A 20,193-nucleotide genomic window follows, 5' to 3' on the forward strand; every position below is an offset into this window, starting at 1 on the left:
CACCCATGCGCGCACAACGCCTTGCCCCCTCGCCGCTGTTTTCAACGCTGTCGTCAACGCTGCTGGCGGCAGCCTGCCTCGCCGCACCGCTCGCGGCGCGGGCCCAGAACCAGCAGCAGGTCGTCGAACCCGGCAACGAGCAGGTGATCGTGCCGCAGGTCGACCGCCGGCCGGTCAAGGTGCCGAAGATCCCGTCGAACGACTTCGAGTTCGGCCTGTTCGGCGGCACCTACAGCACGCAGAACTTCGGCGCGAATGCCGTCTCCGGCCTGCGCGTGGGCTACCACATCACCGAGGACTACTTCGTCGAGGCCGTCTACGGCCAGACCAAGGTCAGCGACGAATCGTTCCGCCAGATCCTGCCCGGCGGCGTGCTGTCCGGCGACAGCCAGAAGCTGCGCTACTACAACGTCTCGATCGGCGTGAACGTGCTGCCCGGCGAGATCTTCTTCGGCCGCAACACCGCCAAGGCCTCGGCGCTGTACCTGATCGGCGGCGTCGGCAGCACCAAGTTCAACGACCAGCGCAAGCAGACCTTCAACGTCGGGCTCGGCACGCGCCTGTTCCTGAAGGACTGGCTGGCGCTGCAGGTCGACATGCGCGACCACATCTTCACGCTCGACCTGCTGGGCAAGCGCCAGAACACGCAGAACCTCGAACTGACCGGCGGCGTCACCTTCTTCTTCTGATCGAGACATCTTCATGAGTTCTTTCTCCTCCTTCACCAGATTGCTGCGTGCCGCGGCCGCGTTGCTGCTGAGCACCGGGCTCGTCGTCGCCCCGGCCCAGGCCGCCGCGCCGATGACGCCGGCGCCCGACTTCACGCTGAAGAGCCTCGAAGGCCAGAACCTGCGCCTGAAGGAACAGCGCGGCCGGGTCGTGCTGGTGAACTTCTGGGCCACCTGGTGCGCGCCGTGCCGCCAGGAGATGCCCAAGCTGAACGCGCTGTACGACAAGTACAAGGGCTCGGGCTTCGTGCTGCTGGGCGTCAACGTCGACGACGACGCGCGCAATGCCGCCAGCGTCGCCACCAAGCTGGGCGTCAAGTTTCCGGTGCTGTTCGACACCGACAAGAACGTCAGCAAGCTGTATGAGCTGAACAGCATGCCGTCGACCGTGCTGATCGACCGCGACGGCCGCGTGCGCTTCCTGCACCGCGGCTATCAAGACGGCTACGAGAACCTCTACGACAAGCAGATCCGCGACCTGCTGAAGGAATGACCATGGGCTGCCAACGCAGAGCACTTGCTGCCGCTGTTGCATTCGCCGTGCTGGGCCTGGCCGGCTGTGCCGCGCCCGAGCCGTGGGTGAAGCCGTACGAGCGCGAGCGCCTGGCCGATCCGATCATGCGGCTGTCGCGCGACGCGCTCGCCGACAAGCACCGCGAGCACATCTACGACGTGCGCGAGAGCGGCCGCGGCGCCACCGGCGTGCAAGGAGGCGGCTGTGGTTGCAACTAGCGCCTGCTGGGTGCGCCGGCTGCGCCGTGCGCTGGCACGCCGCCCGCACCACCTGATGCGTGCGGGCCGGGCGCTGGGCATGGTCGTCGGGGGCGTTGCCGCAGCCGGTGGCGCCTACGCCGTCGACCTGCCCGAAGACCGCGCCGACGCGATGTACCACTTCTACGACGGCGGCGGCACGCGCGCCGACGGCCCGGCGCTGCTGATCCGCAAGAAGGTCGCCGACCGGCTGTCGATCAGCGGCTCGTACTTCATCGATTCGGTCAGCAATGCGTCGATCGACGTCGTGACGACCGCGAGCCCCTACAAGGAAAAGCGCACCGAATACAGCCTCGGCGCCGACTACGTCTACCGCGACGCGCAGGTCTCGGTCTCGGGCACCACCAGCGACGAGCCCGACTACAAGGCCAACTCGTTCAGCGTGGACGTCTCGCAGGAGGTGTTCGGCGGCATGACGACGATCAGCCTCGGCGCGTCGCGCGGCTCCGACCAGGTCGGCTCGCGCTACGAGGGCATGTTCGACACGGCGCAGCACTGGCGCTACCGCTTCGGCGTCACGCAGATCCTGACGCCGCGCTGGCTGATGAGCGCGAACCTGGAGGCCATCTCCGACAACGGCTACCTCGGCAACCCGTACCGCGTGGCGCAGGTGTTCGGCACGCTGGTGCAGGAGCGCTACCCGCGCACCCGCTCGAGCCGCGCGCTGAAGCTGCGCGCGGTCGGCGACATCGGGCAGGGCGAGCAACGCGCCGCGCTGCGCGCCGAGTACCGCTACTTCTGGGACAACTGGGAGATCAAGGCGCACACGCTCGAGCTGGGCTACACCCGCTACTTCGATGCGCAGTGGCTGGGCGAGGCTTTCGTGCGCTACAACACGCAGAAGCAGGCGCTGTTCTACGCCGACAACGCGCAGAGCGAGACGCTGTACGTGTCGCGCAACAAGCAGCTGAGCAACTTCAACGACGTCAGCATCGGCGCGAAGGCGACCTACAGCGCCGGCAAGATCGCCGACAAATTCGACGTCAAGTGGAACGCGCAGTACCAGTTCATGCGCTTTCGCTACAAGAACTTCACCGACATCCGCACCGGCAGCCTGTATTCGTTCGACGCGAACGTCCTCGAGCTGTTCGTCTCGGCCACCTTTTGAGAAAGACCGCGCCCATGTTCAAACGTAGTCGAAGCCTGCTGGCGGCAGGATGCCTGGCGGGACTGCTGTGCGGCCATGCTTTCGCGGCCGACCCTGCGCCGGCCGACGCCGCGGCGTCCGCCCCGGTGGCGGCCGCGGCTGCCAGCGCCCCCGAAGCGGCGGTTGCCCCGGCCACCGCGGCCTCGGCCGCCAGCCTCGACAGCCGCATCCAGGACCTGAAGGGCGACGTGATCCGCCTGAACCGCGACCTGCTGGTGCTGGAGGAGGAACTGCTGTTCCCCGCCAACACCCAGGTGGCGGTGTTCGTGTCGATGGACGTGGGCAAGATGTTCGAGCTCGGCTCGGTGCAGGTGAAGCTCGACGACAAGGTCGTCGCGAACTACCTCTACACCCCGCTCGAGGTGACGGCCCTGCACCGCGGCGGCGTGCAGCGGGTGTTCCTCGGCAACCTGAAGGCCGGCGAGCACCAGATCGTCGCGGTGTTCACCGGCGGCGGCCCGCACTTCCGCGACTACAAGCGCGGCGCGACCGTCAAGTTCGACAAGAGCACCGACCCGAAGTACATCGAGCTGCAGATCAAGGACAACACCGGCAAGCTGCAGCCGGAGTTCGAAGTCAAGGTCTGGCAGTAAGCCGCCATGCGCCTTCGCAACCTTCCCGCACACCTGCTGCGCCTGGCCGCGGTGCCGGTGGCCGCGGCCTGCCTGCTCGCGGGCACGGCGCAGGCCGCCGAGCCGCTGCCGCCGCATGTGGTGCAAGACCCGTACTACGGCGAGACGCTGTACCAGTTCTACCAGGGCCGCTATTTCTCGTCGATCACCGGGCTGATGGTGTCGCAGCATTTCGGCCGCGTCTCGCACCACACCGATGAAGCCGAGATCCTGCGCGGCGGCCTGCTGCTGTCGTACGGCCTGCACCGCGAGGCCGGCGAGATCTTCGCGCAGCTGATCGAGAAGGGCGCGCCGCCGGCGGTGCGCGACCGCGCGTGGTTCTACCTCGCGAAGATCCGCTACCAGCGCGGCTTCCTGCCGGAGGCCGAAGAGGCGCTGGGCCGCATCGAGAAGAACCTGCCGCCCGAGCTCGAGGAAGAGCGCGGCCTGCTGAGCGCCAACGTGCTGATGGCGCGCAACGATTTCGCCGGCGCCGCGGCGCAGCTGGAGGCGATGGCGAAGGCGCCCGACCCCAGCAAGATGCCCGGCGGCGCGAACGCGACCCGCTATGCGCGCTTCAACCTCGGCGTCGCGCTGATCCGCAGCGGCCAGGCCGACGACGTCGAGCGCGGCAACCAGCTGCTCGACCAGCTCGGCCAGGCGCCCGCGCCCGACGAGGAAACCCGCAGCCTGCGCGACAAGGCCAACGTCGCGCTCGGCTTCGCCGCGCTGCAGGACAACAAACCCGAGGCCGCGACGATCTACCTCGAACGCGTGCGGCTGAACGGCCTGCAGGCCAACAAGGCGCTGCTCGGCTTCGGCTGGGCCCAGGCCGCGCTGAAGCAGCCGAAGCGGGCGCTGGTGCCGTGGCAGGAACTGGCGCTGCGCGACCCGGGCGACTCGGCCGTGCTCGAAGCGCTGATCGCGGTGCCCTACGCCTATGCCGAAGCCGGCGCGAGCGGCCAGTCGCTCGACCGCTACAACGAAGCCATCGCGTCGTTCGAACGCGAGAACAGCAACCTCGACCAATCGATCACCGCGATCCGCGCCGGCAAGCTGCTCGACGGGCTGCTCGAGCGCAACCCCGGCGAAGAGATGGGCTGGTTCTGGAACATCGGCGAGCTGCCCGAGATGCCGCACGCCAACCACCTGGCGCCGCTGCTCGCGCAGCATTCGTTCCAGGAGGCCTTCAAGAACTGGCGCGACCTGCAGTTCCTGCGCAGCAACCTGCTGCAGTGGCAGGACAGCCTGGCCGTGTTCGGCGACATGCTCGCCAACCGCCGCCAGGCCTATGCCGAGCGGCTGCCGAAGGTGCGCGCGAAGTCGGCCGAAGGCGGGCTGGAGGCGCTGCAGAAGCGGCTCGACGAGATCACCACCGAGCTGGCCCGCATCGAGACCGAGGGCGACGCCGCGGCGCTGGCCGACGAGAAGCAGTTCGCGCTGCAGGCGCGCGTCGACCGCATCCGCGCGACGCTCGACCAGGCCGGCGACCTGCCCGAGGCGGTGGCGGCGCGCGAGCGCTTCCGCCTGGCCTCCGGCGCGCTGACCTGGCAGCTCGCGCAGAGCTACCCGCAGAACCTCTGGGACGCCCGCAAGAACGCGCGCGCCACCACCGAGGCGCTGGCCGACACGCGCCGCGCCGATGCCGCGCTGGCGCAGGCCCAGCAGGACGAGCCGGCGAAGTTCGAGGCCTTTGCCGTGCGCATCGCCGAACTCGGCAAGGCCATTGAGGCGCTGCTGCCGCGCGTGGCCGCGCTGAGCACCGAGCAGCAGCAGTTCGTGCAGGAGCTGGCCGTGGCCGAGCTCGTGCAGCAGAAGGAACGCCTGGTCGACTACACCACGCAGGCCCGCTTCGCCGTCGCACAGCTGTACGACCGCGCCGCGAGCCAGGCCAACAAGCAACTGGAACCCGCCAATGCGCCGCCCAAGCCATAGTCTGGCGCTGCTGATGCTGCTCGGGCTTGCCGCCTGCGCCGGCAAGAAGACGCTGCCCGGCGATGACCAGCCGACCCTGAAGTCGATGTCCGGCCGCGAGATCACCGTGGCCGAAGACAACGGCGTGAAGGCCGACGAGAACCAGGCCATCGCCGCCTACACCGAGTTCCTGAAGGCCGCGCCGAAGGCCACGCAGCGCGCCGAGGCGATGCGCCGGCTCGGCGACCTGGAGATGGATGGTGCCGACAACCGCCTGGCCGCCGGCCAGCAGACGCCGAACGGCACGCCCGACTACAAGGCCGCGACCGCGCGCTACCAGGAGTTCCTGAAGACCTACCCGCAGGACGACAGCAACGACCGCGTGCTGTACCAGCTGGCGCGCGCGCAGGAGCAGGGCGGCGATCTCGAACTGGCGCTGAAGACGCTCGACGAGCTGGTCGCGAAATACCCGAAGACGATCTACCGCGACGAAGCGCAGTTCCGCCGCGGCGAGCTGCTGTTCTCGACGCGCGACTACGTGAAGGCCGAGGTGGCCTATGCGACGGTGTTGCAGGGCGATTCGTCGAATCCGTTCCGCGACCGCGCGCTGTACATGCAGGGCTGGTCGCTGTTCAAGCAGGGGCGGCTCGACGATGCGCTGCACCCGTTCTTCGGCGTGCTCGACCTGAAGCTCGGCGGCCGCAAGGACGAAGGCGAGCTCGAGACGCTGCCGGGCCTGACGCGCGGCGACCGCGAGCTGGTGGAAGACACCTTCCGCGTCGCCAGCCTGAGCCTCGAGAACCTGCAGGGCGCCGAGAGCATCCCCGCCTACATGACGACGCCGGAGCGCCGCGCCTACGAGTGGCGCGTGTACCAGCAGCTCGGCGAGTTGTACCTGCGCCAAGACCGCCCGAAGGACGCTGCCGACACCTTCAGCGCGTTCGCGCGCCGCGACCCGCTGCACGGCCAGTCGCCGCTGATGCAGGCGCGCGTGATCGCGATCTACCAGCAGAACGGCTTCGGCGCGATGGCGCTCGACGCGAAGAAGGAATACGTCGAGCGCTACGGCGTCGACAGCGAATTCAGCCGTCAGAACTCGGCGGCCTGGCAGGAGAACGCGCAGCCGCTGGTCAAGACGAATCTCGCCGAACTGGCGCAGCACTACCACTCGCAGGCGCAGAAGAGCAAGTCGACCGCCGACTACCAGGAAGCGGTGAAGTGGTACCGCAGCTACCTGACTTCGTTCCCGAAGGATCCGGAGGCGCCGCAGAACAACTTCCTGCTGGCCGAGCTGCTGTACGAGGACGGGCGCTTCAAGGAAGCCGCCCCCGAGTACGAGAAGACCGCCTACGGCTACCCGCTGCACGCGAAGAGCGCCGATGCCGGCTATGCCGCGCTGCTGAGCTACGCCGCGCAGGAGAAGAAGGCGACGCCGGCCGAGCTGCCGGCACTGCAGAAGGAAAGCGTCGAGAGCGCGCTGCGCTTTGCGAATGCCAACCCGGCCGACAAGCGCAGCGGCCCGGTGCTGACGAACGCGGCCGAGAAGCTGTTCACGCTGGGCGACCAGGCGCGTGCGGCGACCGTCGCGCGGCAGGTGCTGGCGCTGCAACCGCCGGCCGAGCCGGCGAACCGCCGCGTGGCCTGGACCGTGATCGCGCACAGCTCGTTCGAGCGCGGCGACTACGAGCAGGCCGAGCAGGCCTACGGCGAGGTGCTGGCACTGGCGCCGGCGAACGACCCGGCCCGCAAGGACCTGGTCGAGCGCCAGGCGGCGTCGATCTACAAGCAGGGCGAGCAGGCGCGCAGCAAGGGCCAGTTGGTCGAGGCGGTGAAGCACTTCTCGCGCGTGGCCACGGTGGCACCGCAGTCGAGCGTGGCGGCACCGGCGCAGTACGACGCGGCGGCCGCGATGATCGGGCTGAAGGACTGGGACGGCGCGAGCCGCACGCTGGAAGACTTCCGCAAGCGCTACCCGAACCATCCGCTGCAGGCCGACGTCGGCAGCAAGCTCGCGCTGGCCTACACCGAGCGTGGCCAGTGGGCGCTGGCGGCGGGCGAGTACGAGCGCTTCGCGATCACCAACAAGGACCCGGCACTGGCGCGCGATGCGCTGTGGCAATCGGCCGAGATGTACGAGAAGGCCGGCTCGCGCGCGAACGCCGGCAAGGCGTACGAGCGCTACCTGAAGCAGGGCGGCATGTCGTTCGAGGCCTCGGTCGAGGCGCGTTACCGCCTGGCCAAGATCGCGAAGGAAGACGGCAACGCGGCGCGCGAGTTCACCTGGATGAAGGAGATCTACCAGGTCGACCAGGCGGGTGGCGCGGCGCGCACGAACCGCACGCGCTACCTCGGCGCGACCGCGGCGCTCGCGATGGCGGCGCCGGTGGCCGACAGCTACCGCAAGGTGCAGCTGGTCGAGCCGCTGGCCGCGGCGCTGAAGAACAAGAAGGCGCGGCTGGAGGAATCGCTGAAGGCCTACACGGTGGCGGCCGACTATGGCGTGGCCGACGTGACGACCGCGGCGACCTACCAGATCGCGTCGCTCTACCAGGACTTCGGCAAGGCGCTGGTCAATTCGCAGCGCCCGAAGAAGCTGTCGAAGCTCGAACTGGAGCAGTACAACGTGATGCTGGAAGAGCAGGCCTACCCGTTCGAGGAGAAGGCCACCGAGCTGCACGAGCTGAACGCGCGGCGCACGACGAACGGCATCTACGACCAGTGGGTCAAGAGCAGCTTCAAGGCGCTGGGCGAGATCCGGCCTTTGAGATACGGCAAGACGGAACGCAGCGAAGGAGCAGTCGATGCGATTCGCTGATCTCCGAACCCCGTTCGCCCTGAGCTTGTCGAAGGGCCGGGCTGAGCCCAACCCCGCTCTGGCTGAGCCCAACCCCGTTCGGGCTGAGCCTGTCGAAGCCCTCGTGCCGGTGCGCCACCTGAGCTTCGCGATCCTGCTGGCCCTCGCCGGCTGCTCGACGATCCAGCAGCCGCTGCAGGCCTTGCGCGATGCCGTGATGCCGGCCAAGGCCGCCTCCGCACCGGCTGCTTCGGCCTCGGCTCCCGCGAAGGCCGCTTCCGCCCCCGCCCCGGTCATCGCCCGCCCCGACCCCGAAGCCCCGGTCGCGCCCGCGCTGCAACGCAGCTACGACGACGCCCGACGCGCCTTGCGTGCCGGCAGGATGGACGAAGCCGAACGCGGCTTCAAGGCCATCGCGCAGGCCAACCCGGACCTGGGCGGCCCGCACGCCAACCTCGGCGTGATCTACCGCCAGGCCAACAAGCTGCCCGAATCGGCCGGTGAGCTGGAGCAGGCGGTGCGCCTGAACCCGAAGCAGCCGCTGTACTTCAACCAGCTCGGCATCACCTACCGCCAGCAAGGACAGTTCACGAAGGCCAAGGACGCCTACGAGCGCGCGATCTCGCTCGATGCGGGCTATGCCGCGCCGCTGCTGAACCTCGGCATCCTGTACGACCTGTATCTGTGGGATGTTGCACAGGCCGGCGACCTGTATGGCCGGTATCTTGCGTTGACTCCGGGTGGCGATGCCACGGTGACCAAATGGGTCGCAGATCTGAAAAATCGTAAGCAGCCTGCCGCGGCGCCCGCGCCGGCAGCGGCTGCGAGCCGGAAGGAAAAACCATGAAGTCCCGAGATCCCTTGCGCGTGCCGCTGACGGTGGCCGTGGTGTTCGCGATGTTGATCGCCGCCGGCCTCGCGCCGGCCTGGGCGCAGGACCGCGCCGACATCAAGGGTTCGCAGATCATCGGCAACCGCGAGCTGCCGAAGGTGCTGTACATCGTGCCCTGGAAGAAGCCGCTGGTCGGCGACCAGAGCGGCCGCCCGGCCGTCAGCGTGCTCGACGAGGCGCTCGCGCCGATCGACCGCGACGTGTTCCGCCGCCAGGTCCGCTATGACACGCTCACGCAGCCGCCGGCTGCTGCCACACCCGCGGCCACACCCACCGCAGCCGCCAAGTGACCCCACCGCCGGCCTGCCGTTTTTTGTCGAATCACAGAGAAGTTTCCATCGGAGATCAGAGATGAATGCATTCAACACAGCAGTGAAGTTTTTCCAGGATTGCGGCCTCTTCATCTATCCGAGCCTGTTGATCATGTCGATCGGCCTGGCGATCGGGATCGAGCGCTACATCGTGCTGAACAAGGCGCGCAGCGAGAACCGCAAGCTGTGGTCTCAGGTGCTGCCGATGCTGCAGGGCGGGCGCTTCAAGGAAGTGCAGAACGTCACCGCGAATTCCGACGCCGCGATCGGCAAGATCGTCAACTACGGGCTGACCCGCATGCAGAGCCCGGGCCGCCGTGAAGACTTCGACGCCGCGATGGAAGAGGGCATGATGGAAATCGTGCCGCGTCTCGAGAAGCGCACCCACTACATCGCGACCTTCGCGAACGTGATCACGCTGGTCGGCCTGCTGGGCACGATCATGGGCCTGATCAAGGGCTTCACCGCGGTGGCGCAGGTCAACCCGGCCGAGAAGGCCGAGATGCTGTCGGCCTCGATCTCGATCGCGATGAACAACACCGCGTTCGCGCTGATGGTCGCGATCCCGTTCCTGCTGCTGCATTCGTTCCTGCAGGCCAAGACCGCCGAGATCGTCGACGGCCTCGAGGCCGCCAAGATCAGCTTCCTGAACCTGGTGCAGCGCCTGAAGGCCGAGCAGAGCACCGGAGGCCGTTGATCATGGCTGCCCGTCGTCGCCTGCGCAAGGAAACGGCCCACCTGGAGATCACCGCGTTCATCAACCTGATCGTGGTGCTGGTGCCGTTCCTGCTGTCGACCGCTGTGTTCACGCGGCTGTCGGTGATCGACCTGTCGTTGCCGGCCAAGAACTCCGGCGTGGAGCAAGTCAAGGACAAGAACCTGCAACTGGAGGTGGTGATGCGCCCCGATGCACTGGAGGTCGGGGACCGCATCGGCGGCCTGATCGCGCGCATCCCGAACACTGCCAAGGGCTATGACACCGTGGCGCTGTCGACGCTGATCCAAGGCCTGAAGGCGCAGTTTCCGGACAAGACGGAAGCCAGCGTGCTGGCCGAGCCCAACTCCTCGTACGACGCGCTCGTGCAGGTGATGGATGCGGTGCGCGTGGTCGCCACGCCCAAGGGCGCGGTGGTGGTGCACACCGAAATGTTCCCCAACATCTCGATCGGCGATGCGCCGGTCGTCAAGCGATAGGGGCGGGGACCATGGCATTGATGACACCGCTGCAGAAGCGGGCCGAGCGCCGAGCGCGCAACCAGACGGGGCTCGACATGAACCTCGTCTCGCTGATCGACGTCTTCACGATCCTGATCTTCTTCCTGCTGTCGAACGCGACCGGCGTCGAGCTGCTGCCGAGCCCGAAGGCGGTGCAGCTGCCGCAGTCGACGGCCGAGAAGGAGCCGAAGCAGAACGTGGTGCTGGTGGTCAGCGGCACCGAGATCCTCGTCGAGGGCCGCAAGGTCGCGAACGTGGCCGACGTGATGAAGCTGCAGGGCGACCTGATCGCGCCGCTGAAGGAAGAGCTCGACATCCAGGCCGGCCGCGAGATGATCCGCGAGGCCAACAAGGACAAGGGCAAGGCGCTGACGATCATGGGCGACAAGGACATCCCGTACCAGCTGTTGCGCAAGATCATGTACACCGCGGCGCGCGCCAGCTTCACCGACATGTCGTTCGCGGTGCGGCAGAAGGCGGGCGCATGACAGCCGCCGCCGTTTCGTTCAATCCGCGGGTGATGCCGTGGGCGGGCGTGCCCGAGGATGACGCGCGCTTTCGCCGCATCATCCAGCGCACGGTGGGCGTGTGCCTGCTGATCTTCCTGATCGTGCCGTGGCTGCCGGTGCGGCAGCCCGACCGCTCCGCTCCGGCCGAGTTGCCGCCGCGGCTGGCCAAGCTGGTGCTGGAGACGCCTCCGCCGCCACCGCCGCCGCCAAAGGTGCAGGAGAAGCCGAAGGATGCGGCCGAGGCGGCCGTGCCGCAAGCCAAGCCCGACCAGGCCAAGCCGATCCCGGCCAAGCCCGATCCGGTGAAGATGAAGGAGCCGATCCCCGAGGCTCGCGTGCCGCAGGCCAACAAGCCGCCGGGCGAGATCGAGGGCGCGCGCCGCAAGGCGGCGGGTGTCGGCCTGCTCGCGATGAAGGACCAGCTGCAGGAGCTGAGCGGTGCGCCGATGGCGGTGCAGCTGAAGCCGGACATCAAGCAGGGGCCGGGTGTCGGTTCGGGCGTCGGCGTGGGGGTTGGCGCGGGCACCGAGGCCGGCTTGCCGGACCGGGCGATGATCACGTCGAACGCGACCGGCGGCAGCGGCGGCATCAACACCGCGGGCTACAGCCGCAACACCGGTGGCGGCGGGCTGGCGGGTCGCTCGACCACGTTGGTGGCCGGCGTGGCCGGGGGCGGTGGGGGTGGCGGCAAGGGCTCGGCGGCCGGCAGCGGCACCGGCAATGGCACCGGGGCGGGTGGCACGGTGCAGCGCGGTGGCAGTGGCAAGGCGGCGCGTTCGATCGAGGAGATTCGCCTCGTGTTCGAGCGCAACAAGGGTGCGATCTACGCGATCTACAACCGTGCGCTGCGCGAGGACCCGGGCCTGCAGGGCAAGGTGGTGTTGAGCCTGAAGATCTCGCCGTCGGGCGCGCTGGTGGACTGCCGGATCGTGTCGAGCGAGCTGAAGTCGCCGGAGCTGGAATCGAAGCTGCTGGCGCGGATCAAGCAGTTCGAGTTCGGGTCGCGTGATGTCGACCAGATCGACATCACGTACCCGCTGGACTTCCTGCCGTCGTAGTCAGTGCCGGGTGGCCGCCGCGTGATCGATCGCGCGGCGCGCCTCCAGCTCGGCGTTCAGCGCCTTCTCGAGCGGGGCGCGAACCAGTCCGGCATGCTCGTAGCGTATGTTTTCATACAGCTCCGACGCGGCCGGGCAATCCTCCAGGATCAGCTGCAAGGCCTTGCCCGGCTCGACGCGTTCGAGCGCACGGGTCAGCTGCTGCACGACGGTGCGGTACTGGTGGGCGTCGATCTCGGCCGGGCTCGCTTCCATGCGCTGCACCAGGCGCGCCAGCGCATGCACGACATCGAGGTCGCTGACGCTGCGTTGCGATTGGGTGGGGGTTTTCATGCGTTTCCTTCCGGGAGGGGCGGCACCAGGCCGCCCCGTTCGCAGGAGGTGGGGATGTCTTGGCGGCTTGCAAGGCATCGCGCGCGGGAACGGGCGCTATCAGCACCTCAGGGCAGGATTCAGCATGGCCCGGACGCTGAAACGCCCTATCAATGCGAACAGTTCCTCAGGAATGTTGTTGATTTCCTGGATGCAGGATTTCATGGTTCTGAGTTCTTCGGACAACAGTTCTTGGAGCGATAGTTCTTCAGAGAATAACTCTTCTGGCTGCATTTGCAGCAGCTTCAGTAGCATGCTTTTCAATTCAGTAGATTCCTTTGCCTTGCGAATGATTATCGGCAGCGATGTTGGCTCAAAAAGTATGACTGATCGCCGGGTTTGCATCGCCTCCTTCATCTTGAACGCTCTTGTCAGGTGTTTCATTATAATTTTGGTGCTTTTTGTCTTCGTGCCATGGAAGATGTCGATGGATATCTTTTCAAGGCTCCTCATGTCGAAGGTCGGTCCCATCTCATAAATGAAATTCCTGGCATCAACCAAGGTGATTTCGTTGCCGAACAGGGTCAACTCCGTGAGGCGGCTGGGGTTTGAGCATGAAGCATCCCCAGGTGCCACGAGTTCCAGAGATCTGTCGGAGAAATGAATTTCGGCCGCCAAGTCGCAGTGATCCAGGTGCAGGACTCTGATGTTCTCGTTTTTCCAGATGACTTCCAGAAATTCACTGAACAGGGTTTCATCCTGCCAGCAGCGGGACTTTTGGTGTCTGAGATCGAGTTTGTTCAAGACATTGTGCTGCAACAGCTTGATGACACTTTGAAGATGACGCTTCTGCATGAGGTAGCGTTTTCCACTCGGCTCTATCTTGTAGAAGCCATCCATGTTCAATTCGGTCAAGCCAGATTTTCCTTCAAGGGCTTCGAATATGATGGTCATGTTGGCACTTCCCACGTTTCGAAGATTCAACTTGGTCGGAAGGCAGGACGAATCATTCAGGGCCTGAGAAAGATGGCTGGCCTGATCGCCATCAAGTACCATTCCCTCCAGATTTATTTCCTCGTGCTTGTTGATGGCTCTGATGACATCGGACACGTCTGTGTTGGTGAGGATGTCCCGCCACGAACCCGGAGCCCCATCGAATAAAGGATCCAAAATCAAGCTGTTCGACTCGATCCCGGCGCGCTTGGCTTTAGGGCAAATACCTTGCATCTCATCACTCCTGGTTGGCAGAGCCCATGAGTGACTGTCCACGTCAATCCGTTCCTTCAGCTCGGCGGATGCTCATCAGCACTTCGTCCGAGCGACTGGCCGGCGGTCGCCCCGACTCCGGCCGCGTCCACGAACGCACGCGCGACCGGTTTGCCGGCCTCGCGCGCCGCTTCTTCGGCAAGCTGTTCAGCTGAGGTCCGCTCAGCGGCCGAAGCCGAAGATCCACGCCAGCTTCTGCAGCGGGCTGCGGCCCAGGCGAACCATCGACAACGTCGGGTACGAGCTGCGAGCCTTCAGTGCGCGGTGTTGCCGCGCCAGGGAAGACTGGTGTGAACCCGGGGAACGGGGGGCGAGTCGCATGGCGGACTCCGTGGTGAGGGGCAGGTGTTCACAGCATCGTGCGGACGACCGCGCGGCACCATCCTCCGTTCGCGCGGTGGCGGCTCGCTCTTTGGGGGGTGGTTCGGGGCATGGTTACTTGTCGAACACCGGCTCGTAGTGCTTGCGGCCCTCGTCGAGGAAGAGTCGCACGGTCGACATCGGTACGCCGTCCGCCCCTTCCGCCTTGAAGCTGTAGTTGTCCTCGTTGGCGGGCGTCGTGGCGGCGGTGTGCGCGACGATGCGCAGGCCCGGGAACGTCTGTGCCATCAGCGCCGGCATGTAGTCGCAGGCGCCGTCCTTGTACGAGAAGTTCTCGGCCACCTCGGCCACGTGGGTGAGCTGGTTGGGCGTCAGCGTGTGCGACTGATCCGCCAGGCGCGTGCCGACCGCGGCGCGGTACTGCTCGGCGCTGACGGGCTTCTTGCCCTCGCGCAGCTCGCCGAGGACGGCGCCGTACAGCATCGGGACGTTGTCCACGCCGAGGTTGGCCATCTGGAAGTTGCTGATCATCTCGGCCGCGATGTGCTGGCGGATGGCCTGCGGGGTCAGGTCTTTCTCCGCGATGCCCATCTGCCGCGCGATCTGCGGTCCCGCGTGGTGGATCATCGAGTAGAAGAAGCAGTTGCCATCGGCGCGGGCCGTGCCGCGCTCCAGGTTCGCGAAGTGGGGCACGACCGGGTCCACGTCGTTGTGCCTTCCGGCCAGCTGGCCGGCCGGCGGAACCGCGATCGGGCGCGGGCCGTCGAACCTCGGCCCCGACATCGACTGCCGGCGTACCGGCCGGGGCGTCTGCAGCGGGGACTGCCCGGGCGCCGCACCGAGCCCGTCGAAACGCGCCGGTGCCGAGTCGGCTTGACGCCTTGGGGGTGTCCCCTGGGGCCTGCTGAACGGCAGCTCGCCGGACGCCACCCGCTTCGGATCGATGCCGGCCGTCAGCACCCGCCCGAGGTCCTCCACCGACAATTTCTGACGCGGCCCGTTGAAGCCCTGCTTGCCCGCCGCATTCAACTGTGCGATGTCGACACGTGGCCGCGCACCGGCGGGTTGGCCTTGCGGCCAGGCCGCGCCCGTGCGCAGGGGTGGGAACTGCGGCGGCTGGAAGCGCAATGGAGGCTGTCCAGGGAAGCTGCCCTGGGGGCGCGGTCCCAACGGCTGCTGCAACGGCGGGCGACCCGGCATGCCCGGCCTGCGCACGGCGCTGTCTAGCAGGCTCTGGGCGCCACGCCGTGCGCTGCCCATCAGTTTCATGAGGTTCATGCCGCCACTGTCGCGCCACCACCCTGGCGACCCGGCGGCCGAAGCGAAGGCATTACGGAGATCGCGAAGTCCGGCACCGTTCCTGCAACAAGGGTCTTGAGCGTTCGTCGATGCGAGATGGCTGTTCCGCAGCATGACGAACACGTCGCGAACTCACGCGAATTGCCACTCTTGCCACAGGACGTTTCCATGTCCAGCGACACTTCCGATACCAACTCCCTCCTGCTGCCGATAGCTCGGCACCGCGCTTCACTCGCGGTTGCAATTCTGTTCGCCACCGTCGTTGCCGCGTGCGGCGGCAACGAAAGTGGAAACGGTTCCTCTTCCGGCGATCCGGTGGGAGGATCGCCGAATGCGCCGGCGCCCGCTCCATCGCCTTCACCGTCACCCGCGCCGTCCCCCAGCCCGGCACCCGCTCCGTCTCCAGCGCCGAGCCCGTCGCCGGCGCCCGCACCCAGCCCCGCGCCGGCTCCATCGCCTTCACCGGCTCCGGCCCCGGCCCCAGCCCCCGGCCCGATGTCCACCCGCGACGCGGTGCGCCTCGCCGACCAGACGACCTTCGGCCCGACCGAAGCGCTGGTCACCTCGATCAAGGCCAAGGGCGCGACCGCCTGGGTCACCGAGCAGTTCGCGCTGAAGACCTCGCGCTACACCAGTGGCAAGGGCGCCGGCGAGTACCACCAGTACGTCGACCGCCCGGATTTCTGCACGCCGGCGATGGAGCCGAACTGCTTCCGCGACTACATCTCGACCGATCCGCTGATGTGGGACTTCTACCGCAACGCGGTGAGCCAGCCCGACCAGCTGCGCCAGCGCGTGACCTTCGCGTTCCAGCAGATGTTCCCGCTGAACAACGCCGAGGTGCTGGGCACCTACGGCTTTCGCAACTACTACAACGCGATGCTCGACGGCGCCTTCGGCAACTACCGCGACATGCTGAAGAAGATCACGCTGTCGCCGCTGATGGGCGACTTCCTGAACAACGCCAACAACGACAAGGGCGCGCCGAACGAGAACTTCGCGCGCGAGCTGCTGCAGCTGTTCAGCATCGGCACCTGCGAGCTGAACCTCGACGGCAGCCTGAAGGGCGGAAAGTGCATGCCGACCTACAACAACGAGACGGTGCGCGCCTATGCCTACGCACTGACCGGCTGGACCTACCCGGCGGGCGGCGCGCACCCGAACGGCTGTTGGCCGTCGGGCGCGAACTGCCGCTACTACAACGGCGACATGGTGCCGATCGAGAAGTACCACGACACGCAGGCACGCAGCCTGTTGTCCAATGTCAAGCTGGTCGCCGGGCACAAGGCGCCGGCCGCGCTGGAATCGGTGCTCGACAGTGTGATGGCCCACCCGAACGTCGCACCGTTCATCGGCCGGCAGCTCATCCAGCACCTGGTCAGCAGCAACCCGTCGCCGGCCTACGTCACTCGCGTCGCGACGGCCTTCAACAACGGCAAGTACGCGAGCTTCGGCAGCGGCGTGCGCGGCGACCTGACGGCCACCGTGGCGGCCGTGCTGCTCGATGCCGAAGCGCGCGGCGACAGCGTGCCCGCGCAGGGCGGCAAGCTGCGCGAGCCGGTGCTGATGTTCACCGGCGTGCTGCGCGGGCTGAACGGCACGACCGACGGCGAACCCTTCAACTGGTACTGGGGCGGCAACCTGCAGCAGCGGGTGTTCAACGCGCCGTCGATCTTCAGCGACTACCCGCCCGACTACCCGGTGGCCGGCACCGGTGGCCTGGTCGGCCCGGCCTTCGGCATCCACAACGCCAACACCGCGTTGGCGCGCATGAACTACCTGCTGTACCTGATCGACTGGGGCGGCAGCGGTGCCGATGCGTCGATCCCCGGCGCCACCGGGACCAAGGTGAACCTGGCGTCGTTCACCGATTCGGCGACGGATGCCGGCGCGCTGGTCGACCGCATCTCGATGGTGGCGCTCGGCCGGCTGCTGCCGAGCACGCCGCGCGCGTCGGTCGTGAAGGCCGTCGAGCGCTGGACGCAGGCCACCGACGGCAACAACTGGAAGACCAGCCGCGTCAAGCGCGCGGCCTACCTGGTCTACGCCTCTCCCGATTACCAGATCCAACGATAGGACCGCCGCCATGAACGACCCGATGATCCTGATGAATCGTCGCCGCTGGCTCGCGCGTTCGAGCCTCGGCCTGGCCGGCGCGCTCGGCGTGGGCACGCTGGGCAACCTGCTGCTGGGTGCCAAGCCGGCCTACGCTGCCGACTACAAGGCGCTGCTGTGCATCTTCCTGTACGGCGGCAACGACGGCCTGAACACCGTCGTGCCGACCGATGCGGCGCGCTACAACCAGTACGCCGCGGTGCGCGGCAAGTTGGCGATCCCAAGCAACCGCCTGGTGCTGCTCGCCGGAATGACCTACGGGCTGCACCCGGCGCTGGCCGGCCTGCAGGCCGCGGCCGATGACGGCCACATCGCCCCGGTGTTCAACGTCGGCCCGCTGATCAAGCCGCTGACCAAGGCCGAGTTCCGCGCCGCGTCATCCAGCGTCGGCGTGCTGCCCGATTCGCTGTACTCGCACTCCGACCAGCAGTACCTGTGGGAGAACGGCACCGGCGATTCGCTCGAGCCGACCGGCTGGGGCGGCCGCGCGTCCGACGCGCTGGCCACCGTGAACCCGGTGATCTCGCTGAACGGCACGCCGCGCTTCGGCATCTCGCGCACCCACACGCCGCTGGTGCTGCCGAACACACCGGGCGACACCTTCGGCGCCTTCGAGATGCAGCCGGACGACCTGAAGGTCGCATGGAAAGCCGAGCGCAAGGCGGCCATCGACGCGATGTACCGCGAGCAGCAGGAACTGGCGCTCGCGAACGCCTACACGGCGATCCAGCGCGACGCGTTCAATGTGTCGGACCGGCTCTCGGGCCTCGTGAAGATCGTGCCGGGCGGGGCCGGCGCAACAGCCGCGATCGACACCGCGTTCGCGCCGCTGATCTCCGGCGGCAAGATCGGCACCGGCCTCGGCCGCCAGCTGTACCAGATCGCCAAGCTGGTGTCGGGCAACGCGACGGTGCAGGGCAACCGGCAGATCTTCTTCGCGCAGATGAGCGCGTTCGACACGCACGGCAACCAGGCCGTCGACGGCAGCCCCGCCGATGGCCAGCACGCGCAGCTGCTGAAGGAACTGGGCGATGCGCTGGGGGCGTTCTACCGCGCGATGAAGGCGCTGGGCCTGGGCGAGTCGGTGACGGCCTTCACGCAGAGCGATTTCGGCCGCACCTTCGTGCCGAACAACAGCATGGGCACCGACCACGCGTGGGGCAACAACCACCTCGTCGTCGGCGGCGCGGTGAAGGGCGGGCGCGGCTACGGCAGCTACCCCGACCTCACGCTCGGCGGGCCGAACGATGTCGGCGTCGACACCTGGGAGCAGCAGGGCCGCTGGATCCCGACCTCGTCGGTCGACCAGTACGCGGCGACGATGCTCGGCTGGTTCGGCGCGAGCGATGCGCAGTTGCGCACGGTGCTGCCGAACCTGGCGAACTTCGGGACGGCGACGAAGCTGGGGTTCGTCTAGACAGCGATCACGCCGTCGCGCCCGTACAGCCGCGTCAGCAGCGCCAGCTCCTGCGCATGCGCCGGCTTCACCTGGTCCCAGCTGAAGCGCCATTCCCAGTAGCCCGACGGCTTGCCGGGAAAGTTCATCCGGTCGGCGCCGGGCAGCCGCAGCACGTCCTGCATCGGATGCACGGCCGTGTCGGCCACTGACGCGCAGGCGGTGCGGATCAGCTCCCACGCGATGTCGCTGCCGTCGGTCGGCAGGTAGGCCGACGCATGGCGCCGCTGCGCCTCGGTGGCGGTGGCCCACCAGCCCAGGCTGGTGTCGTTGTCGTGCGTGCCGCTGTAGACGACGGTGTCGGCCTCGTGGTTGTGCGGCAGGAACGGGTTGGCGCTGTCGCCGCCGAACGCGAAGTGCAGGATGCGCATGCCCGGCAGCGAGAACTTGCGCCGCAGCGCCTCGACGTCGGGCGTCACGACACCCAGGTCTTCCGCGATGATCGGCAGCGTGCCGAGCGCGTCGGCGATGGCGTCGAACAAGGCCTCGCCGGGCCCCGGCCGCCAGTGCCCGAGGATCGCTGTCTCCTCGCTCGCCGGGATCTCCCAGTAGCTCGCGAAACCGCGGAAGTGGTCGATGCGCACGATGTCGACCAGCTCGAAGGTGCGGCGGATGCGCTCGACCCACCACGCATAGCCCTCGGCCGCATGCGCGCTCCAGCGGTACAGCGGGTTGCCCCAGCGCTGGCCGGTCTCGCTGAAGAAATCCGGCGGCACGCCGGCGACCACGGTCGGCCGGCCCTGCGCATCGAGCTCGAACAGGTCCGGTCGCGCCCACACCTCGGCGCTCTGGTAGGCGATGAAGATCGGCGCATCGCCGATCACCTGCACGCCGCGGCTGGTCGCGTGGTCTTTCAGGCGCTCCCATTGCACGAAGAAGCGCCACTGGCAGAACTTCCAGAACGCGATGCGCTCGGCATGCTGCACGCGGGCCGCTGCCAGCGCGGCCGGCTCGCGCTGCGCGAGGCCGCCGGCCCAGTCGCACCACGGCGCCCAGTCGTGGTGGTCGGCCAGCGCCATGAAGAGCGTGTAGTCGTTGATCCAGCTCGCATGCTCGGCGCAGAAGGCCTGCAGCTCGTGTTCCTGCTGCGGCGTGACGGTCGCGGCGAAGCGCCGCGCGGCGCGCGCGAGCCGGTCCATGCGGTAGGGCCAGACCGCCGCGAAGTTCAGGCGGTGCGGCTCGATGCCGTCGGGGGGCAGCAATTCGTCGGCCGTCAGCCAGCCGTGCTGGGCGAGCTCGGCGAGGTCGATCAGCAGCACGTTGCCGGCGAAGGCCGAGCTGCTCATGTACGGCGAGTTGCCGGGTCCGATGCCGCCCAGCGGCAGCATCTGCCACAGCCGCTGTCGCGCGGTCGCGAGCCAGTCGACGAAGTGGTAGGCGGACGGTCCGAAATCGCCGCTGCCGTGCGGGCCGGGCAGCGAGGTGGGGTGCAGCAGCACGCCGCTGGCGCGGGGGAATCGCATGGGTCGCCTCG

General features: G+C 67.6%; 21 protein-coding genes. 16 read left to right on the forward strand and 5 right to left on the reverse strand.

Features of this window, described 5'->3' with window-relative positions:
* The first annotated feature begins 5 nt into the window (after positions 1-5).
* From BUE42_RS07440 to BUE42_RS07500, 13 genes are all read left to right on the forward strand, one after another.
* On the forward strand, positions 6-689 hold the full coding sequence (locus BUE42_RS07440) for an outer membrane beta-barrel domain-containing protein (RefSeq protein ID WP_073463968.1): 684 nt from the start codon (positions 6-8) through the stop codon (positions 687-689).
* Positions 690-702: 13 nt separating this feature from the next.
* The gene (locus tag BUE42_RS07445) at positions 703-1,221 is read left to right on the forward strand and encodes a TlpA disulfide reductase family protein (protein WP_073463969.1); all 519 of its coding nucleotides are present in this window, start codon (positions 703-705) and stop codon (positions 1,219-1,221) included.
* A 2-nt stretch (positions 1,222-1,223) separates the two neighbouring features.
* Positions 1,224-1,460, forward strand: a complete 237-nt coding sequence (locus BUE42_RS07450) for a DUF4266 domain-containing protein (RefSeq protein WP_073463970.1) — start codon at positions 1,224-1,226, stop codon at positions 1,458-1,460.
* Complete coding sequence (locus BUE42_RS07455; protein ID WP_235002174.1) at positions 1,447-2,607, forward strand: DUF3570 domain-containing protein; 1,161 nt, start codon at positions 1,447-1,449, stop codon at positions 2,605-2,607. The genes BUE42_RS07450 and BUE42_RS07455 overlap by 14 nt, the downstream gene beginning before the upstream one ends.
* 14 nt (positions 2,608-2,621) lie before the next feature.
* The gene (locus BUE42_RS07460; protein WP_073463971.1) at positions 2,622-3,239 is read left to right on the forward strand and encodes an AraC family transcriptional regulator; all 618 of its coding nucleotides are present in this window, start codon (positions 2,622-2,624) and stop codon (positions 3,237-3,239) included.
* A 6-nt stretch (positions 3,240-3,245) separates the two neighbouring features.
* Positions 3,246-5,192: a tetratricopeptide repeat protein gene (locus BUE42_RS07465; RefSeq protein WP_073463972.1), complete on the forward strand. Its 1,947-nt coding sequence runs from the start codon at positions 3,246-3,248 to the stop codon at positions 5,190-5,192.
* A complete protein-coding gene (locus tag BUE42_RS07470) occupies positions 5,173-7,986 on the forward strand; it encodes a tetratricopeptide repeat protein (RefSeq protein WP_073463973.1) in 2,814 nt (937 codons plus the stop codon). The genes BUE42_RS07465 and BUE42_RS07470 overlap by 20 nt, the downstream gene beginning before the upstream one ends.
* A gap of 103 nt (positions 7,987-8,089) precedes the next feature.
* On the forward strand, positions 8,090-8,812 hold the full coding sequence (locus BUE42_RS07475; RefSeq protein WP_073463974.1) for a tetratricopeptide repeat protein: 723 nt from the start codon (positions 8,090-8,092) through the stop codon (positions 8,810-8,812).
* A complete protein-coding gene (locus BUE42_RS07480; protein WP_083613948.1) occupies positions 8,809-9,147 on the forward strand; it encodes a hypothetical protein in 339 nt (112 codons plus the stop codon). The genes BUE42_RS07475 and BUE42_RS07480 overlap by 4 nt, the downstream gene beginning before the upstream one ends.
* 61 nt (positions 9,148-9,208) lie before the next feature.
* Positions 9,209-9,865 carry a MotA/TolQ/ExbB proton channel family protein gene (locus tag BUE42_RS07485; RefSeq protein ID WP_073463975.1) on the forward strand — a complete coding sequence of 219 codons (657 nt, stop codon included), beginning with the start codon at positions 9,209-9,211 and terminating at the stop codon, positions 9,863-9,865.
* 2 nt (positions 9,866-9,867) lie between these two features.
* The gene (locus BUE42_RS07490) at positions 9,868-10,362 is read left to right on the forward strand and encodes an ExbD/TolR family protein (RefSeq protein WP_073463976.1); all 495 of its coding nucleotides are present in this window, start codon (positions 9,868-9,870) and stop codon (positions 10,360-10,362) included.
* Between the two features lie 11 nt (positions 10,363-10,373).
* On the forward strand, positions 10,374-10,871 hold the full coding sequence (locus tag BUE42_RS07495) for an ExbD/TolR family protein (RefSeq protein ID WP_235002175.1): 498 nt from the start codon (positions 10,374-10,376) through the stop codon (positions 10,869-10,871).
* Positions 10,868-11,950, forward strand: a complete 1,083-nt coding sequence (locus BUE42_RS07500) for an AgmX/PglI C-terminal domain-containing protein (protein ID WP_073463978.1) — start codon at positions 10,868-10,870, stop codon at positions 11,948-11,950. Before BUE42_RS07495 ends, BUE42_RS07500 begins: the two co-directional genes overlap by 4 nt.
* Here the strand turns inward: BUE42_RS07500 and BUE42_RS07505 are convergent, their stop codons facing one another.
* Together BUE42_RS07505 and BUE42_RS07510 are read right to left on the reverse strand one after the other, a co-directional pair.
* On the reverse strand, positions 11,951-12,283 hold the full coding sequence (locus tag BUE42_RS07505; RefSeq protein WP_073463979.1) for a hypothetical protein: 333 nt from the start codon (positions 12,281-12,283) through the stop codon (positions 11,951-11,953).
* A 99-nt stretch (positions 12,284-12,382) separates the two neighbouring features.
* Complete coding sequence (locus tag BUE42_RS07510) at positions 12,383-13,489, reverse strand: hypothetical protein (protein ID WP_143171354.1); 1,107 nt, start codon at positions 13,487-13,489, stop codon at positions 12,383-12,385.
* 68 nt (positions 13,490-13,557) lie between these two features.
* Here BUE42_RS07510 and BUE42_RS34075 point away from each other — a divergent pair, with 68 nt between their 5' ends.
* Positions 13,558-13,683 (forward strand): hypothetical protein, encoded by a 126-nt coding sequence (locus BUE42_RS34075; RefSeq protein ID WP_255376832.1) that lies wholly within the window; start codon positions 13,558-13,560, stop codon positions 13,681-13,683.
* 7 nt (positions 13,684-13,690) lie between these two features.
* Here the strand turns inward: BUE42_RS34075 and BUE42_RS32955 are convergent, their stop codons facing one another.
* Both BUE42_RS32955 and BUE42_RS07515 read right to left on the reverse strand, forming a co-directional pair.
* On the reverse strand, positions 13,691-13,849 hold the full coding sequence (locus BUE42_RS32955) for a hypothetical protein (protein WP_159445382.1): 159 nt from the start codon (positions 13,847-13,849) through the stop codon (positions 13,691-13,693).
* Between the two features lie 114 nt (positions 13,850-13,963).
* Positions 13,964-15,127: an OTU domain-containing protein gene (locus BUE42_RS07515; RefSeq protein ID WP_143171355.1), complete on the reverse strand. Its 1,164-nt coding sequence runs from the start codon at positions 15,125-15,127 to the stop codon at positions 13,964-13,966.
* 516 nt (positions 15,128-15,643) lie between these two features.
* On the opposite strand from BUE42_RS07515, the gene BUE42_RS07525 reads away from it, so the two are divergent.
* Both BUE42_RS07525 and BUE42_RS07530 read left to right on the forward strand, forming a co-directional pair.
* Positions 15,644-17,224 carry a DUF1800 domain-containing protein gene (locus BUE42_RS07525; RefSeq protein WP_143171356.1) on the forward strand — a complete coding sequence of 527 codons (1,581 nt, stop codon included), beginning with the start codon at positions 15,644-15,646 and terminating at the stop codon, positions 17,222-17,224.
* A 10-nt stretch (positions 17,225-17,234) separates the two neighbouring features.
* A complete protein-coding gene (locus BUE42_RS07530; RefSeq protein ID WP_143171357.1) occupies positions 17,235-18,680 on the forward strand; it encodes a DUF1501 domain-containing protein in 1,446 nt (481 codons plus the stop codon).
* On the opposite strand, the gene malQ is transcribed toward BUE42_RS07530, so the two are convergent.
* Positions 18,677-20,182, reverse strand: a complete 1,506-nt coding sequence (gene malQ / locus BUE42_RS07535) for a 4-alpha-glucanotransferase (protein WP_073463984.1) — start codon at positions 20,180-20,182, stop codon at positions 18,677-18,679. The two genes, BUE42_RS07530 and malQ, sit on opposite strands and share 4 nt — an antisense overlap.
* Positions 20,183-20,193 lie beyond the last annotated feature (11 nt).

It is taken from the genome of Rhizobacter sp. OV335 (assembly GCF_900142965.1).
GTDB lineage: Bacteria > Pseudomonadota > Gammaproteobacteria > Burkholderiales > Burkholderiaceae_C > Rhizobacter.

Coding starts and splice junctions, on each gene's coding strand:
- BUE42_RS07440 (WP_073463968.1), top strand. CDS start 6: ATGCGCGCACAACGCCTTGCCCCCTCGCCGCTGTTTTCAACGCTGTCG.
- BUE42_RS07445 (WP_073463969.1), top strand. CDS start 703: ATGAGTTCTTTCTCCTCCTTCACCAGATTGCTGCGTGCCGCGGCCGCG.
- BUE42_RS07450 (WP_073463970.1), top strand. CDS start 1,224: ATGGGCTGCCAACGCAGAGCACTTGCTGCCGCTGTTGCATTCGCCGTG.
- BUE42_RS07460 (WP_073463971.1), top strand. CDS start 2,622: ATGTTCAAACGTAGTCGAAGCCTGCTGGCGGCAGGATGCCTGGCGGGA.
- BUE42_RS07465 (WP_073463972.1), top strand. CDS start 3,246: ATGCGCCTTCGCAACCTTCCCGCACACCTGCTGCGCCTGGCCGCGGTG.
- BUE42_RS07470 (WP_073463973.1), top strand. CDS start 5,173: ATGCGCCGCCCAAGCCATAGTCTGGCGCTGCTGATGCTGCTCGGGCTT.
- BUE42_RS07480 (WP_083613948.1), top strand. CDS start 8,809: ATGAAGTCCCGAGATCCCTTGCGCGTGCCGCTGACGGTGGCCGTGGTG.
- BUE42_RS07485 (WP_073463975.1), top strand. CDS start 9,209: ATGAATGCATTCAACACAGCAGTGAAGTTTTTCCAGGATTGCGGCCTC.
- BUE42_RS07490 (WP_073463976.1), top strand. CDS start 9,868: ATGGCTGCCCGTCGTCGCCTGCGCAAGGAAACGGCCCACCTGGAGATC.
- BUE42_RS07495 (WP_235002175.1), top strand. CDS start 10,374: ATGGCATTGATGACACCGCTGCAGAAGCGGGCCGAGCGCCGAGCGCGC.
- BUE42_RS07500 (WP_073463978.1), top strand. CDS start 10,868: ATGACAGCCGCCGCCGTTTCGTTCAATCCGCGGGTGATGCCGTGGGCG.
- BUE42_RS07505 (WP_073463979.1), bottom strand. CDS start 12,283: ATGAAAACCCCCACCCAATCGCAACGCAGCGTCAGCGACCTCGATGTC.
- BUE42_RS07510 (WP_143171354.1), bottom strand. CDS start 13,489: ATGCAAGGTATTTGCCCTAAAGCCAAGCGCGCCGGGATCGAGTCGAAC.
- BUE42_RS34075 (WP_255376832.1), top strand. CDS start 13,558: ATGCTCATCAGCACTTCGTCCGAGCGACTGGCCGGCGGTCGCCCCGAC.
- BUE42_RS32955 (WP_159445382.1), bottom strand. CDS start 13,849: ATGCGACTCGCCCCCCGTTCCCCGGGTTCACACCAGTCTTCCCTGGCG.
- BUE42_RS07515 (WP_143171355.1), bottom strand. CDS start 15,127: ATGAACCTCATGAAACTGATGGGCAGCGCACGGCGTGGCGCCCAGAGC.
- BUE42_RS07525 (WP_143171356.1), top strand. CDS start 15,644: ATGTCCACCCGCGACGCGGTGCGCCTCGCCGACCAGACGACCTTCGGC.
- BUE42_RS07530 (WP_143171357.1), top strand. CDS start 17,235: ATGAACGACCCGATGATCCTGATGAATCGTCGCCGCTGGCTCGCGCGT.
- malQ (WP_073463984.1), bottom strand. CDS start 20,182: ATGCGATTCCCCCGCGCCAGCGGCGTGCTGCTGCACCCCACCTCGCTG.